The sequence below is a fragment of the Bradyrhizobium sp. USDA 4516 genome (assembly GCF_054055915.1).
In genome coordinates, this window is the sequence record NZ_JBSRXT010000001.1 from 4,219,688 (window position 1) to 4,243,397 (window position 23,710).

Here is a 23,710-nt window from a genome sequence, read left to right on the forward strand (position 1 = left end):
CGTTGCGGCACCCACCGGGCCACCGCTCGTCCGCCGCGAGCCGCATTTTCCTAAATTCAGACGACGGGCGTTTCAACGTCCCCTGAGGGACGGCCCTGCCTGCAGCATTCTCGGAGCTCGGGGCGCCGAGGTCTCGTTGCAATCCCTATGCCGGGATGGCCTCGAAATTGAGACAGCTTTACTGTCCTAACTTCGACCTTGCCAAATTTTTGTCTATCACACAAGCGCGAGGAAGTCCTCGCCCGCATGCTCGGATCGAACGGCTCGACGGGCATGTGGCGCCCCCGATTCGAAGCAAACACGCCGTGATCTGGCCCAAGGAGGGACCAAGGACCGCCGAATTTGAAACTGAAGTTTTGCCCCGGGCAAGCCGGCAAGAGAGCGGAAACGCTCCAGGGCGGGGCAGACAGGAGTTACGGCGATGAAGTTGTTCACAGGTTCGGTTGCTGCCGCCGCCCTCGCGCTCAGCGCAGCCTCGGCCGAGGCCCAGCTGGCGACGTCCGCCCGGATCGGCAGCCCGCTTCTGGTCAGGGTATCCGACATGGACGGGCCCTATGCCGCCATGCCCGAGGTTCCGCCGCCGCCGCGCTTTGGCCGGGTCCCGAGCCTGTTGCCGCCGGTCGAGGTCTATACCGTGCTCCGCGAGAACGGCTATCTGCCGCTTGGCGCGCCCCGACAGCGCGGGTTCGTCTACACGATCTCGGTGATCGACCAGGGCGGCGACGACGGCAGGCTGGTGATCGATGCCCGCGACGGCCACATCATCCGCTTCACGCCGGCCTCCCGGCTCGGCGACAATTACGAAGAGGAAATGAGCGCGACCGACGGTCCCGTCGGGCCGATGCCGCGGCCGATCCAGGCCCGGGTGCCGCGCCCGCCACTCCCCATCCCGCATGTCGCCAGCCGCGTGCCGGTGCCGAAGCGGAACCCACTGGGGGCCAAAGCCCAGGTTCCGGCGGCTCAGGTTCCGGCGACCCAGGCTCCGGCGGCAGCCCAAGCGCCGGCGGCAGCCCAGGCTCCCGCCCCGGCGGCCCAGGCCGCCGTCCCGCAGGCGGCCACGCCGCAGCCTGCCCAGGCAGCTGCACCCGCGACGGCCGAGCAGGCCGCAGCCCCGAAGCCGGCCGAGGCCCAGGCTGCGCAGCAAGCCGTCCAGCAAGCCGAGGCTCCGACCGTCGGTCAGGGTGCGCCGCCGCCGGCGCCCGCTCCCGCGATCCTGCCGACCCAGGCAATGCCCAAGGTGCAGGGATTGGAGTAGCGGTTACCGGCAACAAAAAACGCCCCGGTTTCCCGGGGCGTTTTCGCGATCAGCCAATATCTGCTGACGCGGGGTTTGTTGCTTAGGCGGCGACCTTGCCGGCCGAGCCGTCAACGACCTGCGGAGCCTTCTCGCCGCCGCCGATCGGAATGCTGCGGGGCTTCTTGGCCTCGGGAATCTCGCGGACGAGATCGACGTGGAGCAGACCGTTCTCGAGCGAAGCGTTTTTCACCTGCACGAAGTCGGCAAGCTGGAAGACGCGCTCGAAGGCGCGGGAGGCGATGCCGCGATAGAGCACTTCGGCGCCGTTGCCGGAGTTCTCGTTGGCGGTTTTCTCGCCCTTGATCGTCAGCGTGTTCTCCTTCGCGACGATCGAAAGCTCGGCCTGCGAGAAGCCGGAGACCGCAACGCTGATCCGGTAAGCATTCTCGCCGGTGCGCTCGATGTTGTAGGGGGGATAGCCGGGGCTGCCGTCCGAGGTCACCTGATCGAGCAGGTTGAAGAGGCGGTCGAAGCCGACGGTGGAACGATAGAACGGAGTGAGGTCGTAGCTACGCATAGGAATAGTCCTCCATTGAGCGACTGTTTCAGTTAGCCGCCCGCCATCGGGCCGGGCTTAGATGTGTGCAGCCTGATGTTTCGGTTCCGAAGCACTGGTAGCGGCCTGCACGGAAATGATATGGGAGGGGTCACGTCGCGTTCAAGAGGCGGAAACCGCGTCGCATTTTTCGGCGCCGGCGTCCTTGATCTCCACCCTGTCTCACCACTCCGGTCCCCTTCATGACGCTCGTCTCGATTCCCGCCAACCCGGTTCCGGACGACGTTGTCAGTGGTACCATCAAGACACCAGACGGGGCCGAGCTGCGCTTTGCGCGCTGGGCGCCGCCGCCCGGCCGCAAGGGCACGGTCTGCGTGTTCGGCGGGCGCGGCGAGATGATCGAAAAATATTTCGAGACCGTGCGCGATCTGCGCGACCGTGGCTTTGCGGTGGCGATGATCGACTGGCGCGGGCAGGGCCACTCGTCGCGCCGGCTGCGCGATCCCCGCAAGGGCTATGTGCGCGACTTCGCCGACTACGAGGTCGACGTCGAGACCTTCGTGCAGCAGGTGGTGCTGCCGGATTGCCCGCCGCCCTATTTCGCGCTGGCGCATTCGATGGGCGGTGCGGTGATGCTGCGCCTCGCGCATGCCGGCAAGCGCTGGTTCGACCGCATGGTGCTGTCGGCGCCGATGATCGACCTGCCGCGCCGCCGCGTGTCGTTCTTCCCGAGCGCGCTGCTTCGGATCATGCGGCTGGCCGGGCAGGGCGGCCGCTATGTTCCCGGCGGTAGCGACGAACTGGTCGGCCTCGCGCCCTTCATCGGCAATCCCGTCACCAGCGATCCGGTGCGCCATGCCCGCAACGCGGCGATCCTGGAAGAAGATCCGACGCTCGGCATCGCGGCGCCGACGATCGCATGGGCCGACACCGCGTTCACCGCGATGCGCACCTTCCGCGGCACGTCGTATCCGTCCGAAATCCGCCAGCCGATCCTGATGCTGGCGGCGAGCAATGACGAGGTGGTGTCGACGGCCGCGATCGAGGAGTTCGCCTATCACTTGCGCGCCGGTTCGCATCTGGTGATCGCCGGCTCCAAGCACGAAATCCTGCAGGAGCAGGACCGCTACCGCGGCCAATTCTGGGCGGCGTTCGATGCGTTCGTGCCGGGCACGCCGCTGTTCAAGTGAAACATGGCGTTTTCGAGCGAAGGGGAAACCGGTTCGCGTGAAGAAAACGCGTCCAACAAAAATCTAGCGCTGTAGCAGCGCGACGATCCGGTCAGGAAAGCGCTTGTCCACGAACAGCGTCCTGACCTCGGCGACGCTGAGATAGCGGTCCTTGCCTTCGCCCTTGCCCATGATGTCGAGCAGCACCGGCCACTCGCCTAGCATCAGGAGCGGATAGTAGCAGTGCAGGATGCCGTAGGACGGCGGATGCTCGTCCTTGGCGCGCTGGAAGTTCGCCGCCATGAAGGTCTTGATCTCGGCGGCCGACAGCCCGCGTTCGACGCTGCCGTCGGGTGCCTTGTGGTCGCTGCCGAAGGTCGCGAGCCGCGCGATCTCGTCCTCATGGACCACCGCGTGCTGGTCGAGGATGTGCGAGCCGGCGCCGTGCTTGTCGAGCGGGCCGTTGCGTAACGCGTCGAGAATGGCGCCCTGGAACAGGCTGCGCAGCTGGCTGAAAGGACCGAGGCCGTTGGCGATCTGCGCCACCATGAAGATCTTCGCCTGCGCGGTGAATCCCTCGAAGCCGGTCTTGCCGGTTGCGCGCCCGATGGTCCCGGTCAGTTCAGGCAGCGGCACGATATGGCCGCCGACATAGTTGCCGGCGACGAGCGCCCGCAGGAACGGGCAGGGATTGTCAGGAGAAATCTGCGGGGCGGGCGCCGCGCTTGCAGCCGTATCGGACATCAAACCACATCCTGAAAAGCTTCAGCTTAAAAAGCATCCATTACCGGTGGATGAATTCGCTCAGGAGTCGACGGCGAATTTCGAGGTGGATGCAACCAGAGCGAGTTTGCCGAACGGCAGCCCGGCTTTCAAGAGGCCGTCGCGATAATGCGCGATATCGGCCGGGTTCTTCCAGTGGAAATTGCGCAAGTGACGCTCGACCGTCAGCTCGGGATGGTTGGCGAGCAGGGCCTCGGCCGCCTGCGCGGCCTCGTCGGCGCGGCCGAGCTGGGCGAGCGCTGCGGTGCGCACCGCAAGGCACTGCAGATGGTTCGGGTTCAGATACAGCCCCTCGCGCGACCACGACAGCGACGCGTCATATTGCCCGAGCAGATAATGGCTGAACGCGTTCAGCGCCGCCCATTGGTAGCGCGGGTCGCTGTTGCCGCGCTGGACCGCCGTCGAGAACAGATCGACCGCCTTGCGATGGTCGCCGATCACCATGTGGCAGATTCCCAGCACGCCGCGCGCGCCCATGTCGTAGGGGTTGAGCTCGATCGCCCGCTTGATGGCGTCCATCGCGGCTTCGTAATGGCCCTGCATCGCGTGCAGATAGGCCAGCAGCGAAAACGCGAACGAGGAGCGCGGGTCGAGCCGCACGCTGCTCTCGGCCAGGCTGACCGACGAGGCCCACAATTCGCGCGTGCTCGGAATCCAGCCGAACTGGATGCTCTGGATCTGAATCAGCGCCAGATAGGCGCGCGCGATCGACAGCGCGGGGTCGAGCTCGATCGCTTCCTTGAACAGCGCGATCGCGGTTTCGCAATCGTCCTTGGTCTGCTGGTAGTAGTGCGACAGCCCCTTCAGGAAGCGATCCCACGCCGTCAGTTCGGCGTTCGGCGAGCGCGCCGGTGCCGATGCTTCGGCGCGATAGATCTCCTGCGCGACGGCGGCGGAGAGATTCGCGGTGATCTCGTCCTGCATCGCGAACAGGTCGCCCATGTCGCGGTCGTAGCGGCCGGTCCACAGCTGCTCGCCCTTCTCGGGCGCGATCAGCTCGGCGGAGACGCGGATCTTGTTGCCGGCGCGCCGTACCGAACCCTGGATCAGATAGGTCGCGTCGATCTCGCGCGCGATCAGCCGCGTCGAGACGTTCTTGCCCTTGTAGGCGAAGGTCGAGTTGCGGCTCAGCACGCGGTAGAAGGATTGCAGCGACAGCGCGTGGATCAGGTCCTCGGTCAGGCCGTCCGAGAAATATTCGTCGGCGCCGCCGCTCAGATTGTCGAACGGCAGCACGCCGACGATTGCGGTCCGGTATTGCCCCGGCAGATGCGGGCCGTCGTCCGGAACCTGCTCCTGGGCATCGGATCCGGCCGGCGCCCAAGTCCAGACATTGACCGGCTCGGCGATGTTCTTGAAGCGGTGCGGGCCGGCGTCGACGAGGGTGACGGCAAGCCGCCGTCCCGCTTCGGTGCGGGCCTTGTCCGACACCGCGATGCCGCCGGGCGTTGCGACCGTCTCGAGACGGACTGCGATGTTGACGTCGTCGCCGAACACCTCGTCCTCGTCGGCCATCACGTCGCCCATGTGGACGCCCATCCGGAAGTGCATGGCGCGGTCGGCCGGCAAATGTTCGTTGCGCTCGGCCATCAGGGTCTGCATCGCGACGGCGGCCTCGATCGCGCCGATGATGCTCGGAAATTCCAAGAGGAAGCCATCGCCGGTGTTTTTGACGATTCGGCCGCCATGATTGAGGATGATCGGGTAAATCGCGCTGCGGTGCGCCTTGAACGAGGCATGCGTCCCCGCCTCGTCGGCACCCATCATGCGGGAATAGCCGGCGATGTCAGCGCAAAGAATGGCAGCGAGCCGTCTTTCCATGTCTCCTGTGCCCTGGAATGGCCACTTAGCCGAGGTGACCGAATCCGATACTTACAAGACAGGCCGGGTCCGGCGGAAGCCCGGTTTGCAGGCACCTATAATGCATAGTAGCAGGAATTGGCATGCGACCAACGGATCGTACAGTGGTTTCTCTACTGAATTCGTGTGTCGCTGGGATGGCGCCGGCTGGCTGATCATCCTTTCCGGGCGGTTACTTGCATAGGTTAATCTCACTGCCATGCTGGGAATTCACGAACTTTGGCTGTTTGTCCTGTCCGGCCTGCTGCTCAACGTCACACCGGGGCCGGATACCGCCTATATCATCGGGCGCACGATTCAGCTCGGATGGCGCGGCGGAGCCGCTGCGGCGATCGGAATCAGCTGCGGCTGCCTGGTTCATGTGCTGGGTGCGGCGATCGGGCTGTCGGCGCTGCTGATGGCCTCGTCGACCGCGTTCCTGGCCGTCAAGCTGGTCGGCGCGGCCTATCTGGTGCTGACCGGTCTGCAGATGCTGCTGGCGCGCGCCAGGCCAGTCGCTGACATCACGGGGCAGGGCGGCGAGACCTCGATCTCGCGTGTGTTCTGGCAGGGGGCGCTGACCAATATCCTCAACCCCAAGGTGGCGCTGTTCTTCCTGGCTTTCCTGCCGCAATTCGTGGCGGCCGATTCGCCGCACAAGACGCTCGCCTTCCTGGTGCTCGGGCTGATCTTCATCACCGGCGGCACGCTGTGGTGCCTTGGTCTTGCGGCCTTCGCGGCGCGGGCTGCCGGCCACATCAGGCAATCGGCCGGCGTGATCGCCTGGATCAACCGCTCGCTCGGCGCGCTCTTCATCTATCTCGGCGTCCGCGTCGCGACGCTGGAGGCGCGCTAGCTCGCGCCTTGGCGCTCTGGCTTTGCCGCTCTAGCCGTGGATCTTGAGCAGTGCGCTGCCGGCGAGATAGATGCCGAGCAGGATCATCGAGATCAGGAACCAGCGGCGGAACACCTCGGGGTGCATCCGTGTGCGAACCGCCTGGCCGATGAACATGCCGGTGAACGACGCCGTCATCGCGACCGCGCCAGGCAGTGCGGTGGCTGCCGTCAGCAGGCCCGATGCCGTGAGGTTGAACGCGAGCGCCACGGTCGCAGTGGTGAAGAACACGCCGAGCGCCTGCACCAGTTCGTCCTTCTCCATGCCGATCGCCTGCATGAACGGCATCGAGGGGATGACCTGAACGCCGGTCGCCGCCGAGATCAGCCCGGTGATGACGCCGACGATGCCGCCGATCCATTTCTCGTCGCGCTGCGCGATCTTGAAGCTGAACCTGCTCAGGCCGACGATCGCGTAGATCACCAGCAGCACGCCCAGCACGACGGTGCCGTAGGCCGCGTAAGGCCCGGTCAGCAGCCCGGCATTGATCCAGATGCCCGCCACGGTGCCGAGCATCAACGGCCACAGCCGCTTGATGATGTCGCGCAGATAGGGGCCGACGAAGGTCTGCCAGATATTGGTGACGATCGCCGGCACGATCACGATAGCAATCGCCTGGCCCGGCGCCATCGTGGTTGCGAGCAGCCCCATCGCGACCGTCGGCAGGCCGAGGCCGAGCGTCCCCTTGACGAAGCCGGCGAGCAGGAAGGCGAAAGCGATGAAGATCAGGAGATGGTCGACCATGGCGGCACATTGACCGATCGATGCGAACGGCACAATCTGGAGGTTACGGAGTTAGCCTTCGGACGACCCGAAGGTATGGGGTGGGAAACGTCATGCGGTTCGACCTGACCGATTTGCAATTGTTCATCGCGGTTTCCGATGCGCGCAGCATCACCCAGGGCGCGGCGCGCGCGAACCTTGCGCTGGCTTCGGCCAGCGAGCGGATCAAGGGCCTCGAGGAAGCGCTCGGCGTCGCGCTGCTCAAGCGCGGCCGCCGCGGCGTCGAACTTACTGCGGCGGGCGAGAGCTTGCTCGGCCACGCCCGCATCGTGATCCACAATGTCGAGGCGCTGCAAAGCGATCTCGCCGCCTATGCCAGCGGCGTGCGCGCCAACGTGCTGCTGCTCGCCAACACCTCGGGCCTGTCGGAGCATCTGCCGCGCGCGCTCGCGGCCTTCCTGCACGAGCATCCCGATATCAGCGTCGATGTCGAGGAGCGCGAGAGCACCGATATCGCGACCGCGATCGCCAGCGGCGCCGCCGATCTCGGCTTCGCCGCGGAGCACGCGCTGCCCGACAGCGTCGAGCGCTTCCTGTTCAGCGAGGACCGCTTGATGCTGGTGGCGTCGCGGCGCGGCGATCTCGGCGGCCGCCGCCAGATCGACTTCCAGGAAGTGGTCGGCCGCGATTTCGTCGGCCTCACGGCAACATCCGCACTGCAGGTTCATATCTCGCGGCATGCCGCAAAGCTCGGGGCGCGGCTGCGCTTCCGCGCCCGCCTGCGCGGCTTCGACGCGATCTGCCAGATGGTCGCCGCCGATGTCGGCATCGCCGTGATCCCGGAGACCGCGGCGCGGCGCTGCGCGGCGTCGATGCCGATCACGACGATAAGGATCCGCGACGCCTGGGCCAACCGCCGGCTGACGATCTGCGCGCGCAGCTTCAAGGCGCTGCCGCGGGCGGCCAAGCAACTTGTGGACTATCTGCGCGCCGAAGCGCAGCGCTGACGGCTGGCTCATTTCGTCGTCACCACGCCGGCGTCCTCGATCACCTTCGCCCATTTCCTGATGTCGGCGGCGATGAAGTCGCGGAAATGCTCCGGCGTGTCGCCGGCCAGCGTCAGGCCTTGCTCGGCGAGCTTCTGCTTGACCATCGGATCGGCCATCGCCGCGGTGGCGAGCTGGTTCAGCCTTGCGACGATCGCGGGCGGCGTGCGTGCGGGCGCGACCATGCCGTACCAGTTCTCGATGACCAGTTCGGGCATGCCGGCCTCGGCGGTGGTCGGCACGTCGGGTGCGGTCGGCGCGCGTTCGCGCCCACCGAGCGCGATTGGCCGCAGCGCGCCCGCCTTGATCTGCGGCAGGATCACCGGCAGGTCGAGGAAGGTCATCTGCACCTGCTGACCCAACAGGTCGTTCACCGCCGGCGCGGCGCCGCGATAGGGCACGTGCACGATGTCGATCTTGGCCGTCAGCTTGAACAATTCGCAGGCGAGATGCGGCAGGCTGCCGGGGCCGGAGGAGGCGAAGTTGAGCTTACCCGGCTGCGCCCTGGCGAGCCCGACCAGTTCGTTCATGTTCCTCGCCGGCACGTTGGCGGCGACCACCAGCATCTCCGGCACGGTCGCGACCAGCGTCACCGGCGCGAGATCCTTCAGCGTGTCGTAGGCAACCCTCTCCATGCTGGGGCTGATCGCCAGCGCGCCGGCGCTCGCGATCGCCACCGTGTAGCCGTCGGGCGCCGCCTTCGCGACCGCGTCGGTGCCGAGCACGCCGCCCTGGCCGGCGCGGTTGTCGACGATCACGGGCTGCCTTGCGAGCTCCGAGATCTTCTGCCCGATCACCCGCGCGATGATGTCGTTCGGCCCGCCGGGCGGGAACGGCACGATCAGCCGGAGCGGCTTGGTCGGGAAATCCTGGGCGAAAGCCGTGACGGGCGCGAGAAGCAGGAGAAGGGCTGCCAGCAGCCTGCCGCGCATCGTCATGTCGCCCATCCCTGGCTTTTCTGGTTGCGGTCAGGATGGGCGCAGATCAGGCGCCCGGCAACTCAAGAATCAGGCAGGGAACTCAGGCGTTCAAAAGCTTCATCGCCGCTTCGTGCACGCGCGGGTCGCCGGCCGCGATGATTCGGCCGCCGCTTTGCGCCGGCTTGCCGTCCCAGGTGGTGACGACGCCGCCGGCGCCGGTGATGATCGGGATCAGGCCGGCAATGTCGTAAGGCTTCAGCTCGGTCTCGACCACGAGGTCGAGATGACCGGCGGCGAGCATGCAATAGGAGTAGCAGTCGCCGCCATAGCGCGACAGGCGCGCTGCATTCTCGATGCGGCCGAAGCGGGCGCGGTCATCCGGATTCATCAGCAGCGGGCTCGTGGTGAAGACGGTCGCCTCCTTCAGCGAGGCGCAGCGCCGTACCGAGAGCCGCCGTTCGCCCGACGGGCCGGAGTAATGCGCCGAGCCGTTGTCGCCGGAGAAGCGCTCGCCGATATAGGGCTGGTGCATCATGCCGAATACCGGCGTACCTTTGTGCAGCAGCGCGATCAGCGTGCCCCAGATCGGAAAGCCGGCGATGAAGGATTTCGTGCCGTCGATCGGATCGAGCACCCAGACATAGTCGGCGTCCTCGCGCTCATTGCCGAACTCCTCGCCGACGATGCCGTGTTGGGGGAAGTTCGACTTGATCAGCCGCCGCATCACGGCTTCCGCCGCCCGGTCGGCCTCGGTGACCGGATCGAAATCGTTCGAGCTCTTGTTGTCGACCGAGAGCGAGGTGCGGAAGAAGGGCAGGATGGTTTCGCCGGATGCGGTCGCAAGGCGGCCGATGAAGGCGGTAAAGTCGATGACCGTCACGGCATGTCCCTGAACTGCGCAAACGACGCGGTAGAAATCGGATGCGGTCTTGCCTAGCTCAATCCGGCGCGGCGCGCACGATTAACGGAGTGTTATCCAGCCCGATGACGCGGTTCCGGACTTTCGATTTGGCTTCGGATTCGAAAGCGCCCCGGGTCCCGGTCTCGATCACGAAGTTGCGAATTCTGGTATACAAGCTATGCGCAGAGCGCTGCCCGCCCGGGGGCTTTCCTTGTAAGATATTGATCCTACATACGGAAAGCCGCTCCTGCCGGCCTGTTGCAGTTTCGCCAGACTTTCCAATATTACCCAAGAAATGTTTCGAAAGTTCTTGCGTTTTGTGCAGCGCGGTCGCATATTGTTGCGGTGCGGTAGCGCCTCGCGCTATCGCTGCCCTCCTTGGGCGTTTCCTCCCTAGACTTGGGCCGCTTGTTCATTCAAGCGGCCCTTTTTTCTTGGGCCGTCGTTTCCGCAAGTGAACTGAGAATTCAGTTCGGCGCTTATCGCGCCGCCAACTTGAATTCCTGGTTCATGACTTCGTCGGGATCGGAGTGCCCGACGAAGGATTGATTACTCCGCTGCCGCCTGGAACGGGCCGAGATCGCCGAACGGGATTTTCGCGAGCGCATCCGCCAGGGTCGCAAAGTCGGCGGCCACCTGCGCGAAGCGAGGGCCGCGCTCGCGGCGGCGCTCATCCATATAGACCGCGCGGTTGAGCTCGATCTGCACGGTGTGCAGGCCGCTCGCCGGATTGCCGTAATGCTCGGTGATGAAGCCGCCGGCATAGGGCTTGTTGCGGCCGATCGAATAGCCGAGCGAGCTCATGATCTCCTCGACGAGGTCGGGCAATAGCGCCGCACAGCTCGTGCCGTAGCGGTCGCCGATCACGACGTCGGGCCGGCGCGGCTCGTCGCGCGACACGCCGACCGACGGCATCGAATGGCAGTCGACCACGATCACGGCGCCGAACGCCTGGTGCGCCTTGTTGATCAGCCGGCGCAGCGCGCGGTGATAGGGCTTGTAGAGCACCTCGATCCGGCGCAGCGCCTCGTCGACGTCGAGCCGCTCGCGATAAATCTCCTGGCCGTCGCCGACCACGCGCGGGATGGTACCGAGCCCGCCGGCCACCCGCATCGAACGCGTATTGGCAAAGCTCGGCAGCCGCCCGGTGAACATGCGCGGGTCGAGCTCGTAGGGCTCGCGGTTCACGTCGACATAGGAGCGCGGGAAGTTGACCCGCACGATCGGAAAGCCGCGATCGCTGAGGCCAGCGATCAGCTCGTCCATGAAAGAGTCTTCGGAGCGCCGCAGCGACACCACATCGATTCGCGACGCGTCGAGGAATTCGGCCGGATAGACCGAGCCCGAATGCGGGGAATTGAAGATGATCGGCGCGCGCCAGGCCTGCGGCTCAACGATCTCGAACGGGGGCGACAACTCGCCAGCAAATTCGGTCATTCCCTTGGCGCCGTCCCTTGCGTCCGCCTCGCCCCGCAGCAACTGAGTCTGCCGGAAAAGCGGAGATTTATGGGGACGCATTGTCGGTAATCGCGATCATTCTGCCAAGTGAAAAGAGCGTGGTTTCAGCTGGAACGCGTCTTAAAAGCAGCAAATGCGGCACCCGGTTGATTCGATGTCCGGTTCGGTCCACAAATGGGTGGCGCGCATTTGCCGCTGGCTTGACGCAAATTTCACCCGAAATTTACCGTCTGTCGGGCTTACTGTTCGGACTGCTCCTCAAGCCGGATTCGACGATTCCTGCCATGCCGAAAATACTTCTCGCCGAAGACGACACCGATATGCGCCGCTTCCTGGTCAAGGCGCTCGAAAACGCGGGTTTCAAGGTCTCGCCGCACGACAACGGCATGTCGGCCTACCAGCGGCTGCGCGAGGAGCCGTTCGAAATGCTGCTCACCGACATTGTGATGCCCGAGATGGACGGTATCGAGCTGGCGCGCCGTGCCTCGGAACTCGATCCCGATATCAAGATCATGTTCATCACCGGCTTTGCCGCGGTGGCCCTCAATTCCGATTCGGAGGCGCCGAAAAACGCCAAAGTGCTGGCCAAGCCCGTGCACCTCAGGGAATTGGTCAGCGAAGTGAACAAGTTGCTGGCGGCCTGATTCGCCAAAAAACCTTCACTTTGTATCCTTGCCTGCCCCGCCGCCGTCCGTTATAGGGACCCGATCCAAATACGCTTTGGGTGCGTAGCTCAGCGGGAGAGCACTACCTTGACATGGTAGGGGTCACAGGTTCGATCCCTGTCGCACCCACCATCCTTCGCTCGCGCAGCGAGAGAAGGATGCCGCGCCGAAGCCCAATGGGCGGAGGCGGGCCCTTGGCCGCGAGCTGCGGCTCGGCAAGCCGTTTCTTGATACCTCCATAAATCTCTCGACCAGTCATTGCGAAAAGCGAAGCGACGAGCAATCCATCGCTCGGCATATGCGGGTGGGAGGATAGCTTCGCTTCGCTCGCAATGACGTGGTTGGTTTCCTGTCTTGTTGGTGTCATCACCCGTCGCATGCGGGTGACCCAGTATTCCAGAGACAGCAGTGTTTGAACCGAGGGACTGCGGCTCCCTCCACACGTCGTCCCTGCGAAACAGGGACCCATACTCCGCGGCGGATGCTGTTGAAGGGATTCGTCGTTCAGCCATCGGGCAACAATGACCATTCGTGGTCATGGGTCCCTGCTTTCGCGCTAGCGTGTCTACACGGTTTTGGGGCGCGACAGATTGACTCGGTGCAGCAAGAAGTGGCGTCTCTGCAGCATGTTGTATGATTCTCTCACTGGCGCTTTGATTCGAAGGAGCGCCAGCGATGCAGCCGGATTTGTCTTTGGGTGAGTTCGGGGACGTTCGTCTCGACAAAAGGGGGCGACGCTTCTCCGGGCTATGCTTTGCACGCGCAGCGTCTGCTTGCGCCAGATGGCCCGGGGCGATTGGGCTGCCAATATGGCGTTCTGGCGGTTTGTGAACAACCCCCAAGTCACGATCGATAAATTGATTGAGGGCTGGAGCGCGCAGACGCGGACTGCGGTCAGCGGGCGTCATGTGCTGGCGATCCAGGATACGAGCGAGGTCAAGTTCCAGACCCAGGCGGGACGGCGGCGCGGGCTGGGCAAAGTCGGCAAGGGCAATGCTCGCGGCGTGCTGTTGCATGCGATGATGGCGGTGGATGCCGACAGCGGGGTCTGTCTTGGCCTTACTGGCGGCAACGTTTGGACGCGCAAAGGCAAGGTAAAAATCCCGCATGAGCGGCGCGCCTTGGCCGACAAGGAGTCGGCGCGCTGGGTGACGGCCGCCGAGCAAGGCCGCGACGTCCTGGCAGATGCCCGCATGATCACCGTCGTCAACGACCGCGAGGGGGATTTCTTTGCTCACTGGGCGCTGACGCCAGCCGAGAATGTCCATCTTCTGTCGCGTGCCATGCACGACCATGCGCTGGTCGATGGCGACACACTTTATCAGGCGGTCGAGCGGAGCCGCTTCTGCGACAACGCGGTGATCGATCTGCCGCAGCGAATGGATCGGCGCGGCCGGCAGGCCCATCTCTCGATGCGCTTCGGAACCGTCGTGCTCAAGCGGCCGCAGAGGCCCGGCGTCACCGACTTGGCGGAGGGCATCAAACTCAGCTTCGTAGAAGTGGTCGAGTTGCATCCGCCGAGAGGTGCGGAGCCCATTCGCTGGCTGCTCCTGACCACTCATCCGGTCGCCACCGTTAAAGACGCCTGGCAGATCGTCTCCTGGTACCGCCAGCGCTGGATCATTGAGCAACTCTTTCGCTCGCTGAAGAGCCAGGGTTTGCGCATCGAGGATAGTCAGATCGAGAGCGCCGAAGGCCTGATCAAGCTCGTGGCGGTCGCCACCAGAGCGGCATGTATCGTCATTCAACTCGTTCAGGCCCGCAACAGTGGCGAAGAATTGCCGGCTGAATTTGTCTTCACCGCAGAAGAGATCGAGACGCTCAGGGCCATCAACAAAACCATGAAAGGTCGCACCGAGCTTCAGAAAAACCACCATCGCCCCAACACTCTTGCTTGGGCGGCATGGATCATCGCAAAACTCGGCGGATGGACCGGCTACGCCTCCCACCGTCCACCTGGACCAATCACCTTCCACACCGGAATGGCCCGCTTCCAAATCCTCGCAAATGGCCCGACAAACGTGTAGATGCACTAGTGCTTTCGCGGGGACGACACTGAGTGGGTGGCTCGACCGTTGAGTCATACGCCCGCATTCTCGTGACATCGTTTTGTCCGAGCTTGGCCGCCGCTATGGAGGGCGGTCGGACGGAAGCCGGTAGCGCCACGTTTCGCCGGCGAGAACCCCGCGCTGCCGACGCACAACGGAGGGCCATTCGGAGCGAACCACGCTGAGGACCGCAGCATCGGCTGACGGCTTTTCATCGGCAGCGAAATATGCGCGAAGCCTGCCTTCGCGGCGGAAACCGAGGTCGGCGTAGAGATCAAGCATGTGCCTCAGGCGCCAGTCCAGATGCACCTCGGCCCGCTCGACCATGAGCACTTCGAACGCATACCGCGTCATCAGATGCGCAACGTGACTGACGAGCACGGCCTCGTCCAGTCGTCCGATGCTCCAGATTGGAGCGAACGTAGCCCGCTTCTCGTGCCGGTCGATCGTGCCGAACCCGGACACGCCGAGCAGGTCTCCCGATCCCGCGGCCTCGATTGCGAACGCGGCCGCGGTGTCGACCTGGTCCCGTGCCGCCGCCGGGCGTGCGGCATTCGGCCGATCCGATGTGCCGCGATCGAGCCGCCGCAGCATCGCTGCCTCGCGAAGCTGCTGTGCGCGCGAAGACTCCGGGCCGGTGATCCTGGTCAACAGGATGCGGTCGGTGGCGAAGCTTGCATGGTTGCTCGACGGGTACATGCCGTATTGACGCACCCGATGCGCATGCCGTCAAATGACCGGAAAGCCAGTTCATATGCAAATTAGTCATGCCCTTGAATCCAAGACATGTTGACCTGTTTCGAGAGGTCGTGCGCCACAACGGAATCACCAAGGCCGCCTTGAGCCTTCGGGTGGGACAGCCTTTCATCAGCCGCGCGATCGCACGTCTCGAGCGCGAGATCGGCTTTGCGTTGTTCGAACGCGGGCGAGGCGGCGTCACGCTGACTCCGGAAGGCGAGATATTCCTGCGCGAGGTCGAGAGAAACCAGGCCGGCCTCGAGTATCTGGCGCGCGCCGCGCGCGGCATTCGCGAGCGCGGCAGCGGGACGCTCAGGATCGCATGTCTTCCGGCGTTCACCTATTCCTTGATGCCGCAGATCGTCAGCAGCTTCCTGAGGAAGAATCCCGACATCGTCGTATCGGTGGCCGTCCACAGCCCCGAGCGCGTCTGGAGCCTGGTGGCCTCGGGACAATGCGACGTCGGGCTGGCGCGGCCGCAGGCGGGGTTTGCCGCGGTCGACGACGAGCTCCTCATGACAACGGAGGCGGTCTGCGTCCTGCCCCGCCAGCACCGGTTACGCTCGAAGCGATCGATCGCAGCGCAAGATCTGCGGGGAGAGCCCATGATCGCAGCTTCCCCGAGCGCACCGCATCGATCCCGCTTTGAGCGCGTCCTCGATGAGGCCAAGGTCGAGATCAAGACGGTCGCGGAGATCCAGTACAGCATGCAGCGTTGTGCCCTGGTTGCGCAGGGACTGGGTTTCTCCATCGTCGACCCGATCGTGGCCCGGGATTTTGCAAGCTCCAAAATTGTACTCAAGCCGTTCGTGCCACGGCTGGAGATCGCCACCATGTTGCTGCTTCCTTCGCAGCGGCCGCGAAGCCGTCTCGCACTTCAATTCTGCGATCTGCTGCGCGCCGAAACCGCGCAGTACAGGAAGTCCGCGCGCGTGCAGGCTTGAGCACCGGCCGCCGAACTCGCCAAGCTCAACGGACAGACCGGCACGCTCGGTGATCTCGCGACGATGGCGCTGCCGAACGGCGCGCAGGTGGTGCTGATTCCGTTAGGCAACGCCTGCGTCGCCGTGACCGCGCTGCGGGTCGCCGGGTAACGCTGCCGCTCAACCCGGTCGACCCTTGTCGGCCTCTTGCCGGCGCCAGTCAGCTCGGCTGGCCGCGCCGGGTTGCTCTGGCCGATCTCACCAATGACGCCAGCGCGGATAGCCGCCGCGATAATAGGCGTATGCCGGCCGCACCACGTGACGATAGCGGTAGCCGTAATAGGCCGGCCGGTATCCGCTATAATATGTCGTCGTGTAGCCGCCGCCCCAACGATACGGCGCAGCGTAATAGCCGTCGTCATAGGCATAGCTGCCGTAATAGGCGGGCGAATAGCCATAACCGTAGCCGTAGCCGGGGTAGCCGTAACCATAGGAATAGCCGGGATAGCCGTAGGCTGACGAGGCGAGGCCGCCGACGACTGCGCCGGCAATCAATCCGCCCGCGACCGCCGGACCCCACCCCCACCCTCCGTGTCCCCACCGTGCTTCGGCGGGCGCCGGGGCCGCGATGGCGCTCACCCCAAGCGTACCGACGGTTGCAAGAACAAGCCCTGTTTTCCGCATGTGATCCTCCTCGATGATGATGCCCAGCCGGTCAACGGAGGAGAGTGGCATTGGTTGCGTATGGCCGCGCGCCTGCAAGGGATCCGGGCCCGGCGGCGAGGTGGGCGCAGTGGTGCTGCCGTTGACGGCGAATCCAATGTTCAAAGCCGAACGGAGCCTGTTTCGATCCACCGCCAGTCGCAGCGGACGATGATCCGCGTGAGCTCGCTGAGCATCGTCATGACGACGAACGCACACTTCGATTGAAAACGGGAAAGCGTGGCCATCGGTTCCTGAAGCGTGACCAGACATCAGGCCGCTGGCTCAAGATGAACTCAAGATGAACTCAAGATGAACGTGTGGTGTTCCCTTGGCGCGAAATGTCGCGTCGCGGCGGTGTCTAGGAACGGTGCGGGCGGCGCCGCTGTTTTCTCAGAGTTCACCGGCGAGACGCGCGTACCGTTGCGTCGCGTCGCTCGCCGGCTTTGTTGGAACGCGGCCCCGGCGCGGAGCGTGCCAGCCATCGGCGCCAGCTTCGCGATCCGGATAGCCGCCAAACTGCAGGAGGAATCGGTAATGCAGAGCAAGATGATGAAGAGCAAATTTCTGCTGACGACGGCCGTGCTGTTGGCAGGCGTCAGCCTCGCATCGGCGCAGGGCATGCGCGAGGGTGGCGGGGGCGGCATGGGTGGTGGCGGCCCGGGCGGCGGCGGAAGCGTCGGTGCGGGCGGTGGCGGCGGTGGTGAACCCGGCCGCTCCGCAGGCTCGTCGGCCGGCAGTTCCGGCGGCGCAATGCATGGCAGTCCCGGGGCATCGCGAAGCGAAGGCATGACGGTCGGTCGCGGCCAGGGCGGCGCACGAGAAACCGGCAGGGCTGAAGGACAGATGGGCCGCGGTGCCGCCGAGCGCAGCCAGACCACCGGCCAGGCCCGCGAGAGCGGCCGCGCCGAGCAGGGTCAGCGCAGCCAGAGCAAGCAGGACCAGAGCAAGCAAGAGCAGACCGTCGGCCAGAGCCGAAACCAGCGCGAGCAGATGGGGCGATCTGAATCCCGCGAACGCGGCAACGCCACGACGCGGCAAAGCCAGCAGCAGCAGGAGAATCGCGCCAATACTGCGAACCGCAGCCAGGGCACCACGACCGGTCAGGGGACGGCTCAGGACAAGGCTCAAGGCAAGACTCAAGGCAAGGCGGGCACGACGACCGGCCAGAGCACGACCACGGACCAGGCAAAAGGCGCCAACACGACCACCGGCCAGGGCACAACGGCGGCCCCGAATACGCGAGCCGGCCAGACCACGGGCGCGGCCGCTCCGCAGTCCGGCACGACGCAAAACCGGATGAACTCCGGACAGACCACCGGTCAGGCTCAGGGACAAGCCGGGACAACCGCTCAGACCCAGGCGCAGTCGAACGCCACGGTCCAGACCGAGGCCGGGCGCACCGTGACCGCGCAGCAGCAGAGCACGATCCAGCGCTCGGTGCTGTCGGCGCGTAACGCACCGCGTGTCAATGTCAGTACGATCAACTTCGCGGTCAATCCGGGCGTGGTGGTGCCGCGGAGGTTCAACGCGGTGTCGGTTGCCGCCTTCCCGGCGCTGATCGATGCGTTCCCGTATTATCGCGACGACAGCTTCTTCGTCGTCGAGGATGAAGTCGTGTTCCTCGATCGCGAGCGCCGCGTCGTCGACGTGGTCCCGGTCGGACCGCGGACGCGCTTCAGCCATCGCGGCGGCGGTGGTGGCGGTAGCGTTGCGATGATGGACCTGAACCCGCAGCAGATCCGCGAGGTGCAGCAGGTGCTGATCGACCGCGGCCTGCTGGTCGGCGAGGCCGACGGCGTATTGGGATCGCGGACCCGCGAGGCGCTGATCACCTTCCAGCGTCAGGAGGGCATCACGACCAGCGGCAGCGTCGACACGCGCACGGTGACCGCACTCGGCCTGTCGGATCGGATCGGTCAGGGCGCGGGCGCATCGTCGACGGTCGGCCAGAGCCGCACCCAGCAGAACACGACTGGACAGACGACCGGTCAGACCAACGCGCCGCAGAACCAGTCGACCGGCCAGACCGGCACTCAGCAGCCTTCCCAGCAGAACACGACCGGGCAGACCACGGGTCAGGCGAACTCGCCGCAGAACCAGTCGACAACCGGCCAGAGCGGAAATCAGCCGTCCGCTCAGCAGCAGGCCCCGCAGCAGAATACGACGGGCCAGGCTGCACCGCAGAACCAGTCGACCGTCGGTCAGGGCAGCGGCAATCAGTCAAATGCCGGCCGGGACACGCAGTCCAGCCAGCCCAACCAGAACAACAACCCGCCGTCGTCAGGCTCAGGCCAGAGCCCGCAGACGCCGGCGCAAAACTCCGATCGGAAATAGGATCTCTGTGCAGGAGCCCCGCTGCAGAGCGGGGCTCTTTTTTTGCGATCTTGCGATCAGTCTTTTAGTTCGGAATTCGGCACCAGGCCGAACCGGCCGTGCAATCCGCGCCAGAAGCCGGCGCACAGAACGCTCAGAAGCTTGCGCATCGAACTCCCTCGACATCAGCCATCGTGCGATCCTGCTGATGCCGGTGGCGAAAGGACAGAGCCAATTCTGAGCAGATCTGCGCAATCTTTAAGCAAGACACTGTCGTGGCCGCGCCGCGCGCGCGGAAAAATCTCATGAGATTCAATTGCCGGCCCGCTGGCACGCCTCGTGCATCAATGGCGTCGAGTTGGCCGCTAGGGTTCCGATCTTGCGAAGCAAGGTGCTGGTCCGAGAGCAGCCGCTTGCGGGGGAGACATCCCCGCAGGTGCACGGCGGGATAAAAGCCCGGGAGACCTCGTCAGCCAAGGGATTGGCGGAGCGATGGTCTTTTCGCCAGTCCCTTTTTGTGAAATTTCGCAAGAGGGATCGGCAATGAACAAATTCGTTTTCTTCCTTCGCTCTGTTGTCATCGGCTGCGCGGTCGTGCTGGCGGCTGCGCCTGCGGCCGACGCCGCGCCGAAGAAAAGCTTCAAGGTCGCCTGGTCGATCTATGTCGGATGGATGCCGTGGGGCTATGCGGCCGACACCGGCATCGTCAAGAAATGGGCCGACAAATACGGCATCGCGATCGAGGTCAAGCAGTTCAACGACTACGTCGAATCGATCAACCAGTACACCGCCGGCGGCTATGACGCCGTCACCATCACCAACATGGACGCACTGTCGATTCCGGCAGCCGGCGGCGTCGACACCACCGCGGTCGTGATGGGCGATTTCTCCAACGGCAACGACGCGGTGATCCTGAAGAACAAGTCTGATCTCGCCGCGATCAAGGGTCAGACCGTCAATCTGGTCGAGTTCTCGGTGTCGCATTATCTGCTGGCGCGCGCGCTCGAGACCAGCAAGCTGAGCGAGAAGGACGTCAAGGTCATCAACACCTCCGACGCCGATATCGCCGCCGCCTACAAGACGCCTGACGTCAGCGCGGTGGTGACCTGGAATCCCATCGTAACCGAAATCCTCGGTTCGCCCGACGCGAAGAAGGTGTTCGATTCCTCGCAGATCCCCGGCGAGATCATGGACCTGATGGTGGTGAACACCGCGGTCGCCAAGGACAACCCGGACTTCGCCAAGGCGCTGGTCGGCATCTGGTACGAGACGCTGTCGAAAATGACGGCGAACGATGCCGCGGCGAAGGCCGCTAAGGAAGCGATGGCCAAGGCCTCCGGCACCGACCTCGCCGGCTTCGACAGCCAGCTCTCGACCACAAAACTGTTCGACAAGGCAACCGACGCCGAAGCCTTCACGCGCAGCCAGACCGTCGGCGCGACCATGGATCGCGTGCGCAAGTTCCTGTTCGAGAAGGACCTGCTCGGCAAGGGCGCGAAGTCGGCCGACGCCGTCGGCATCGAGCTCGCCGACAAATCGGTGCTGGGCGACAAGTCGAACGTCAAGCTGCGCTTCGACCCGACCTACATGGACGAGGCCGCCAAGGGCAAGCTCTGACGCCAAGCTCTGACGCGCAGCGCGTCGCCCCAAGCAGGAGCTGCCCATGCGACTTGTGAACATACGGCCGGGACGGCAGACGCGATTCTATCTGCTCGCGCTGCCGTTCGTATTGGTCGCAATCGCCTACTTCGCCGGCTCCAGCGCGCGGCTCGCGCAGAACCCGAACGACAAGCTGCTGCCGGCGCTGCCGAGCATGGTGCAGGCCGTTAAGCAGATGGCGTTCGAGGTCGACCCGCGCACCGGCGGCTATCTGATGGCCTCCGACACCGTCGCCAGCCTGGGGCGACTGGGCTCGGCGCTGGCGATCTCGACGGCGGCTGCGCTGGTGCTCGGGATCGTGATCGGGCTGTTGCCGGGCGCCAACGCCCTGCTCGGGCCGTTCGTGTCTGTCACCTCGATGGTGCCGCCGCTGGCGCTGTTGCCGATCCTGTTCATCGTGATGGGGCTCGGGGAGAATTCCAAGATTGCGCTGATCGTGATCGGGACGCTGCCTTGCATGATCCGCGATCTCGCCATGAAGGTGCAGGAGCTGCCGCGCGAGCAGATCGTCAAGGCACAGACGCTCGGCGCCTCGACTTGGCAGATCGCGCTGCGCGTCGCGATGCCGCAAACCCTGCCGCGGCTGATCGACGTGCTGCGCCTGCAGCTCGGGCCGGCGTGGCTGTTCCTGATCGCGGCGGAGGCGATCGCCTCCGATTCCGGGCTCGGCTACCGGATCTTCCTGGTGCGCCGCTATCTCGCGATGGACGTCATCATTCCCTACGTCGCCTGGATCACGCTGCTGGCGTTCCTGATCGATGTCGGCCTGCGCGTCACGCAGCGAAAACTGTTTCCCTGGTTTGCCTCGGTGAGGGCGGAATGAGCGCGATCCGCTTCGACGACGTCTGGAAGGAATATGGCGACCACATCGTGCTCGAGCGCATCACGATGGAGGTCGAGCCGCGCGCCTTCATTGCGCTGGTCGGCCCGTCCGGCTGCGGCAAGACCACGCTGCTCCGCATGTTGCTCGGCGAGGAGCAGCCGACCCGCGGCCAGATCCTGGTCGACGGCAAGCCGTTGCCCGGCGAGCCGGACGCCGACCGCGGCGTGGTGTTCCAGCGCTACTCGGTGTTTCCGCATCTGACGGTTTTGCAGAATGTCATGCTCGGGCGCGAACTGCGCGACGCCAAATTCACCGGCCGGCTGTTCGGCGCCGCGCGCCGCGCCGCCGCCGACGAAGCGATGAAGCTGCTCGCCGAGGTCGGGCTCGCCGGCCAGGAGAGCAAATATCCGTCCGCTTTGTCGGGCGGCATGCAGCAGCGGCTCGCGCTGGCGCAGGCGATCATGCGCGGGCCGAAGATCCTGCTGCTCGACGAGCCGTTCGGTGCGCTCGATCCCGGAATCCGCGCCGACATTCACCTTCTGATGAAGCGGCTCTGGAACGAGACCCATCTGACGGTCGTGATGGTGACGCATGATCTCAGTGAAGCCTTCGGACTCGCGACGCGGGTGATCGCGCTGGAGCGGCAGCGCAACCGCCCCGAGGAGCGCGAGCGCTACGGCGCCACCGTGTCGCGCGACCTCGAGATATTTCCGCGCCGCAGTGCGGAGCTGCGGTCGTCAGTTCAACCAGCTCCGACCGGGACGACCCGGTCAGGCAAGGAGCATCAGCCGGGACGGCCCGGCGCTCTCGTCTTGAAGGAGCAACCATGATCCTGTCAGAGGAACAAAAGGCCGAGATCGCGGCGCATACCCGGCGGTATAACGAGCTGAAGGCGGCGGGGCAGGAGCACGCGCCGCGGGCACTGCCGGCGCCGACTGCGCGCGACGCCGCGTCGATCGATGCCGACACTGTCATTCACCGCGAGACGATCCCATCCGGCTGGTACTGGACCACGCGGCTGAATCGCGGCGACACGCTGCGCATCGTCAACACGTCGGGGACGTCAACCGTCAGCCTGCTCGCCTGGAACAGCACCGACACCACCGAACGGCTCAACCACGCCGACACCATCAAGGTGCAGTGGGCGGCGCGGTTGCAGAAGGGGCGGGTGCTGCTGTCCGACATGGGGCGCGCGCTGCTCGGGATCACCGAGGACAGCAGCGCCGCACATGATGCCGTGGTCGGCGGCTCGACCGCGGCGACCAACGTGGCCAAATACGGCGACGGGAATTTCCGCAACACGCGCGACAATTTCATTCTCGCCGCAGCCAAGCTTGGCCTTGATCGCCGCGACGTGCATCCCTGCGTCAGCTTCTTCGCACCGGTCGCGATCGACGCCGACGGCAAGTTTGTCTGGTCGGAGCAGCGGCGGCAGCAGGGCGATTTCGTCGATCTGCGCGCGGAGATGGAGCTTCTGATCGCGCTGTCGAACTGCCCGCATCCGCTCGATCCCGCCAAAATCTATCCGCAGGCGAGCGTGGAGATCGTGCGCTACCGCGCGGCCGCGCCGGCGGCCGACGATCTGTGCCGGACTGCGACCGCGGAAGCGGCCCGCGCCTACGAGAACAATGCGCTGTATCTCGGCGAAGCCCTGGAAGGAGCCGTGCGATGACCATGCAACCTGTTCGCACCGCCGGCCGCATCGTTCTCGATGTCGAAATTCCCGCGCGCAAGCCGTGGTCGGCGATCATCCGCAAGGGGCAGACGCTGCGGATCACCGATAGCCATGGCCAACAGGCGGTCGACACGCTGTTCTATTGCGCCAGTGATTTCGGCGAGCGCTACAGCGGCCAGGATACGCTGCGCGCGCAGGGCTCGGCCTATGTCGGGCTGGGCACCACGATCATGTCCAACGAAGGCCGCGTGATGCTGCGTGTGACGGCCGACAGCTGCGGCCTGCACGACACCTCGGCGGGCGCCTGCTCGTGCGAAAGCAACACCGTGCGGTTCGGGCACCAGACCCGCTACCAGCACGCCTGCCGCGAGAATTTCGTGATCGAGGCCGCGAAATACGGCATGTCGAAGCGCGACATCGTGCCGAATCTCAACTTCTTCATGAACGTGCCGATCGATCCCGCCGGCAATTTCACCGTGGTCGATGGCGTCTCCAAGCCGGGCGACGCCATCGAGCTGGTCGCCGAGATGGACGTGCTGTGCCTGATCTCGAACTGTCCGCAGATCAACAACCCCTGCAACGGATTCTTTCCGACGCCGGTTCAGGTGACGATCTTCGAGCCGGAGGCGTGAGG

General features: G+C 65.0%; 22 protein-coding genes, 1 tRNA gene and 1 riboswitch. Of the genes, 14 read left to right on the forward strand and 9 right to left on the reverse strand.

Features of this window, described 5'->3' with window-relative positions:
* The first annotated feature begins 421 nt into the window (after window positions 1-421).
* Window positions 422-1,255, forward strand: a complete 834-nt coding sequence (locus tag ACVI1L_RS19560) for a hypothetical protein (protein ID WP_456783582.1) — start codon at window positions 422-424, stop codon at window positions 1,253-1,255.
* Between the two features lie 82 nt (window positions 1,256-1,337).
* Here ACVI1L_RS19560 and ACVI1L_RS19565 read toward each other — a convergent pair whose 3' ends face one another.
* Entirely contained in the window at window positions 1,338-1,814 is a 477-nt protein-coding gene (locus ACVI1L_RS19565) for an Hsp20 family protein (protein ID WP_076827682.1), read from the reverse strand.
* Between the two features lie 221 nt (window positions 1,815-2,035).
* Between ACVI1L_RS19565 and ACVI1L_RS19570 the strand changes: the two genes are divergently transcribed.
* Window positions 2,036-2,983 carry an alpha/beta fold hydrolase gene (locus ACVI1L_RS19570; RefSeq protein ID WP_057016251.1) on the forward strand — a complete coding sequence of 316 codons (948 nt, stop codon included), beginning with the start codon at window positions 2,036-2,038 and terminating at the stop codon, window positions 2,981-2,983.
* 63 nt (window positions 2,984-3,046) lie between these two features.
* Here the strand turns inward: ACVI1L_RS19570 and ACVI1L_RS19575 are convergent, their stop codons facing one another.
* Window positions 3,047-3,706 (reverse strand): hypothetical protein, encoded by a 660-nt coding sequence (locus tag ACVI1L_RS19575; RefSeq protein ID WP_456783583.1) that lies wholly within the window; start codon window positions 3,704-3,706, stop codon window positions 3,047-3,049.
* Window positions 3,707-3,766: 60 nt separating this feature from the next.
* Window positions 3,767-5,566: an adenylate/guanylate cyclase domain-containing protein gene (locus ACVI1L_RS19580; RefSeq protein ID WP_057016253.1), complete on the reverse strand. Its 1,800-nt coding sequence runs from the start codon at window positions 5,564-5,566 to the stop codon at window positions 3,767-3,769.
* Between the two features lie 238 nt (window positions 5,567-5,804).
* Between ACVI1L_RS19580 and ACVI1L_RS19585 the strand changes: the two genes are divergently transcribed.
* Window positions 5,805-6,440 carry a LysE family translocator gene (locus ACVI1L_RS19585; protein ID WP_229193137.1) on the forward strand — a complete coding sequence of 212 codons (636 nt, stop codon included), beginning with the start codon at window positions 5,805-5,807 and terminating at the stop codon, window positions 6,438-6,440.
* A 30-nt stretch (window positions 6,441-6,470) separates the two neighbouring features.
* On the opposite strand, the gene ACVI1L_RS19590 is transcribed toward ACVI1L_RS19585, so the two are convergent.
* Window positions 6,471-7,223: a sulfite exporter TauE/SafE family protein gene (locus ACVI1L_RS19590; protein ID WP_456783584.1), complete on the reverse strand. Its 753-nt coding sequence runs from the start codon at window positions 7,221-7,223 to the stop codon at window positions 6,471-6,473.
* Between the two features lie 92 nt (window positions 7,224-7,315).
* On the opposite strand from ACVI1L_RS19590, the gene ACVI1L_RS19595 reads away from it, so the two are divergent.
* A complete protein-coding gene (locus ACVI1L_RS19595) occupies window positions 7,316-8,209 on the forward strand; it encodes a LysR family transcriptional regulator (protein WP_076827672.1) in 894 nt (297 codons plus the stop codon).
* 8 nt (window positions 8,210-8,217) lie between these two features.
* Here the strand turns inward: ACVI1L_RS19595 and ACVI1L_RS19600 are convergent, their stop codons facing one another.
* The 3 genes from ACVI1L_RS19600 to ACVI1L_RS19610 all read right to left on the reverse strand — a co-directional run bounded on the left by ACVI1L_RS19600 (window position 8,218) and on the right by ACVI1L_RS19610 (window position 11,506).
* Window positions 8,218-9,186 (reverse strand): tripartite tricarboxylate transporter substrate binding protein, encoded by a 969-nt coding sequence (locus ACVI1L_RS19600; RefSeq protein WP_456783585.1) that lies wholly within the window; start codon window positions 9,184-9,186, stop codon window positions 8,218-8,220.
* Between the two features lie 82 nt (window positions 9,187-9,268).
* Complete coding sequence (gene hisN / locus ACVI1L_RS19605; RefSeq protein ID WP_076827670.1) at window positions 9,269-10,048, reverse strand: histidinol-phosphatase; 780 nt, start codon at window positions 10,046-10,048, stop codon at window positions 9,269-9,271.
* 570 nt (window positions 10,049-10,618) lie between these two features.
* The gene (locus ACVI1L_RS19610) at window positions 10,619-11,506 is read right to left on the reverse strand and encodes an N-formylglutamate amidohydrolase (protein ID WP_057016267.1); all 888 of its coding nucleotides are present in this window, start codon (window positions 11,504-11,506) and stop codon (window positions 10,619-10,621) included.
* 305 nt (window positions 11,507-11,811) lie between these two features.
* On the opposite strand from ACVI1L_RS19610, the gene cpdR reads away from it, so the two are divergent.
* The 3 genes from cpdR (at window position 11,812) to ACVI1L_RS19625 (ending at window position 14,219) form a co-directional block, all read left to right on the forward strand.
* Window positions 11,812-12,171: a cell cycle two-component system response regulator CpdR gene (gene cpdR / locus ACVI1L_RS19615; RefSeq protein WP_016843340.1), complete on the forward strand. Its 360-nt coding sequence runs from the start codon at window positions 11,812-11,814 to the stop codon at window positions 12,169-12,171.
* 78 nt (window positions 12,172-12,249) lie between these two features.
* Window positions 12,250-12,324: transfer RNA gene (locus ACVI1L_RS19620), tRNA-Val, on the forward strand.
* Between the two features lie 650 nt (window positions 12,325-12,974).
* Window positions 12,975-14,219, forward strand: coding sequence for an IS4 family transposase (locus ACVI1L_RS19625; RefSeq protein ID WP_229193590.1), 1,245 nt, complete (start codon window positions 12,975-12,977; stop codon window positions 14,217-14,219).
* Window positions 14,220-14,321: 102 nt separating this feature from the next.
* On the opposite strand, the gene ACVI1L_RS19630 is transcribed toward ACVI1L_RS19625, so the two are convergent.
* Entirely contained in the window at window positions 14,322-14,891 is a 570-nt protein-coding gene (locus tag ACVI1L_RS19630) for a GNAT family N-acetyltransferase (protein ID WP_456783586.1), read from the reverse strand.
* 116 nt (window positions 14,892-15,007) lie between these two features.
* Here ACVI1L_RS19630 and ACVI1L_RS19635 point away from each other — a divergent pair, with 116 nt between their 5' ends.
* The gene (locus ACVI1L_RS19635) at window positions 15,008-15,922 is read left to right on the forward strand and encodes a LysR substrate-binding domain-containing protein (protein WP_076827668.1); all 915 of its coding nucleotides are present in this window, start codon (window positions 15,008-15,010) and stop codon (window positions 15,920-15,922) included.
* Between the two features lie 237 nt (window positions 15,923-16,159).
* On the opposite strand, the gene ACVI1L_RS19640 is transcribed toward ACVI1L_RS19635, so the two are convergent.
* Window positions 16,160-16,585, reverse strand: a complete 426-nt coding sequence (locus ACVI1L_RS19640) for a hypothetical protein (protein WP_229193406.1) — start codon at window positions 16,583-16,585, stop codon at window positions 16,160-16,162.
* Between the two features lie 555 nt (window positions 16,586-17,140).
* Between ACVI1L_RS19640 and ACVI1L_RS19645 the strand changes: the two genes are divergently transcribed.
* The 6 genes from ACVI1L_RS19645 (at window position 17,141) to ACVI1L_RS19670 (ending at window position 23,708) form a co-directional block, all read left to right on the forward strand.
* Window positions 17,141-18,940, forward strand: coding sequence for a peptidoglycan-binding protein (locus ACVI1L_RS19645; RefSeq protein ID WP_456783587.1), 1,800 nt, complete (start codon window positions 17,141-17,143; stop codon window positions 18,938-18,940).
* 333 nt (window positions 18,941-19,273) lie between these two features.
* Window positions 19,274-19,384, forward strand: a riboswitch (guanidine-I (ykkC/yxkD leader).
* Between the two features lie 78 nt (window positions 19,385-19,462).
* Window positions 19,463-20,536 (forward strand): putative urea ABC transporter substrate-binding protein, encoded by a 1,074-nt coding sequence (locus tag ACVI1L_RS19650; RefSeq protein ID WP_057017922.1) that lies wholly within the window; start codon window positions 19,463-19,465, stop codon window positions 20,534-20,536.
* Between the two features lie 46 nt (window positions 20,537-20,582).
* On the forward strand, window positions 20,583-21,401 hold the full coding sequence (locus ACVI1L_RS19655; RefSeq protein ID WP_076827666.1) for an ABC transporter permease: 819 nt from the start codon (window positions 20,583-20,585) through the stop codon (window positions 21,399-21,401).
* On the forward strand, window positions 21,398-22,231 hold the full coding sequence (locus tag ACVI1L_RS19660; RefSeq protein ID WP_168858506.1) for an ABC transporter ATP-binding protein: 834 nt from the start codon (window positions 21,398-21,400) through the stop codon (window positions 22,229-22,231). The genes ACVI1L_RS19655 and ACVI1L_RS19660 overlap by 4 nt, the downstream gene beginning before the upstream one ends.
* Complete coding sequence (locus ACVI1L_RS19665; protein WP_456783588.1) at window positions 22,228-23,073, forward strand: urea amidolyase associated protein UAAP1; 846 nt, start codon at window positions 22,228-22,230, stop codon at window positions 23,071-23,073. The genes ACVI1L_RS19660 and ACVI1L_RS19665 overlap by 4 nt, the downstream gene beginning before the upstream one ends.
* Window positions 23,070-23,708 carry an urea amidolyase associated protein UAAP2 gene (locus ACVI1L_RS19670; protein WP_141339589.1) on the forward strand — a complete coding sequence of 213 codons (639 nt, stop codon included), beginning with the start codon at window positions 23,070-23,072 and terminating at the stop codon, window positions 23,706-23,708. Before ACVI1L_RS19665 ends, ACVI1L_RS19670 begins: the two co-directional genes overlap by 4 nt.
* Window positions 23,709-23,710: the final 2 nt, after the last annotated feature.

Excerpts from the sequence above, each read along its gene's own strand:
- ACVI1L_RS19560 (WP_456783582.1), top strand. The coding sequence starts at position 422 with ATGAAGTTGTTCACAGGTTCGGTTGCTGCCGCCGCCCTCGCGCTCAGC.
- ACVI1L_RS19565 (WP_076827682.1), bottom strand. The coding sequence starts at position 1,814 with ATGCGTAGCTACGACCTCACTCCGTTCTATCGTTCCACCGTCGGCTTC.
- ACVI1L_RS19570 (WP_057016251.1), top strand. The coding sequence starts at position 2,036 with ATGACGCTCGTCTCGATTCCCGCCAACCCGGTTCCGGACGACGTTGTC.
- ACVI1L_RS19575 (WP_456783583.1), bottom strand. The coding sequence starts at position 3,706 with ATGTCCGATACGGCTGCAAGCGCGGCGCCCGCCCCGCAGATTTCTCCT.
- ACVI1L_RS19580 (WP_057016253.1), bottom strand. The coding sequence starts at position 5,566 with ATGGAAAGACGGCTCGCTGCCATTCTTTGCGCTGACATCGCCGGCTAT.
- ACVI1L_RS19585 (WP_229193137.1), top strand. The coding sequence starts at position 5,805 with ATGCTGGGAATTCACGAACTTTGGCTGTTTGTCCTGTCCGGCCTGCTG.
- ACVI1L_RS19590 (WP_456783584.1), bottom strand. The coding sequence starts at position 7,223 with ATGGTCGACCATCTCCTGATCTTCATCGCTTTCGCCTTCCTGCTCGCC.
- ACVI1L_RS19595 (WP_076827672.1), top strand. The coding sequence starts at position 7,316 with ATGCGGTTCGACCTGACCGATTTGCAATTGTTCATCGCGGTTTCCGAT.
- ACVI1L_RS19600 (WP_456783585.1), bottom strand. The coding sequence starts at position 9,186 with ATGACGATGCGCGGCAGGCTGCTGGCAGCCCTTCTCCTGCTTCTCGCG.
- ACVI1L_RS19610 (WP_057016267.1), bottom strand. The coding sequence starts at position 11,506 with ATGACCGAATTTGCTGGCGAGTTGTCGCCCCCGTTCGAGATCGTTGAG.
- cpdR (WP_016843340.1), top strand. The coding sequence starts at position 11,812 with ATGCCGAAAATACTTCTCGCCGAAGACGACACCGATATGCGCCGCTTC.
- ACVI1L_RS19625 (WP_229193590.1), top strand. The coding sequence starts at position 12,975 with ATGGCCCGGGGCGATTGGGCTGCCAATATGGCGTTCTGGCGGTTTGTG.
- ACVI1L_RS19635 (WP_076827668.1), top strand. The coding sequence starts at position 15,008 with ATGCCCTTGAATCCAAGACATGTTGACCTGTTTCGAGAGGTCGTGCGC.
- ACVI1L_RS19640 (WP_229193406.1), bottom strand. The coding sequence starts at position 16,585 with ATGCGGAAAACAGGGCTTGTTCTTGCAACCGTCGGTACGCTTGGGGTG.
- ACVI1L_RS19645 (WP_456783587.1), top strand. The coding sequence starts at position 17,141 with ATGCAGAGCAAGATGATGAAGAGCAAATTTCTGCTGACGACGGCCGTG.
- ACVI1L_RS19650 (WP_057017922.1), top strand. The coding sequence starts at position 19,463 with ATGAACAAATTCGTTTTCTTCCTTCGCTCTGTTGTCATCGGCTGCGCG.
- ACVI1L_RS19655 (WP_076827666.1), top strand. The coding sequence starts at position 20,583 with ATGCGACTTGTGAACATACGGCCGGGACGGCAGACGCGATTCTATCTG.
- ACVI1L_RS19660 (WP_168858506.1), top strand. The coding sequence starts at position 21,398 with ATGAGCGCGATCCGCTTCGACGACGTCTGGAAGGAATATGGCGACCAC.
- ACVI1L_RS19665 (WP_456783588.1), top strand. The coding sequence starts at position 22,228 with ATGATCCTGTCAGAGGAACAAAAGGCCGAGATCGCGGCGCATACCCGG.
- ACVI1L_RS19670 (WP_141339589.1), top strand. The coding sequence starts at position 23,070 with ATGACCATGCAACCTGTTCGCACCGCCGGCCGCATCGTTCTCGATGTC.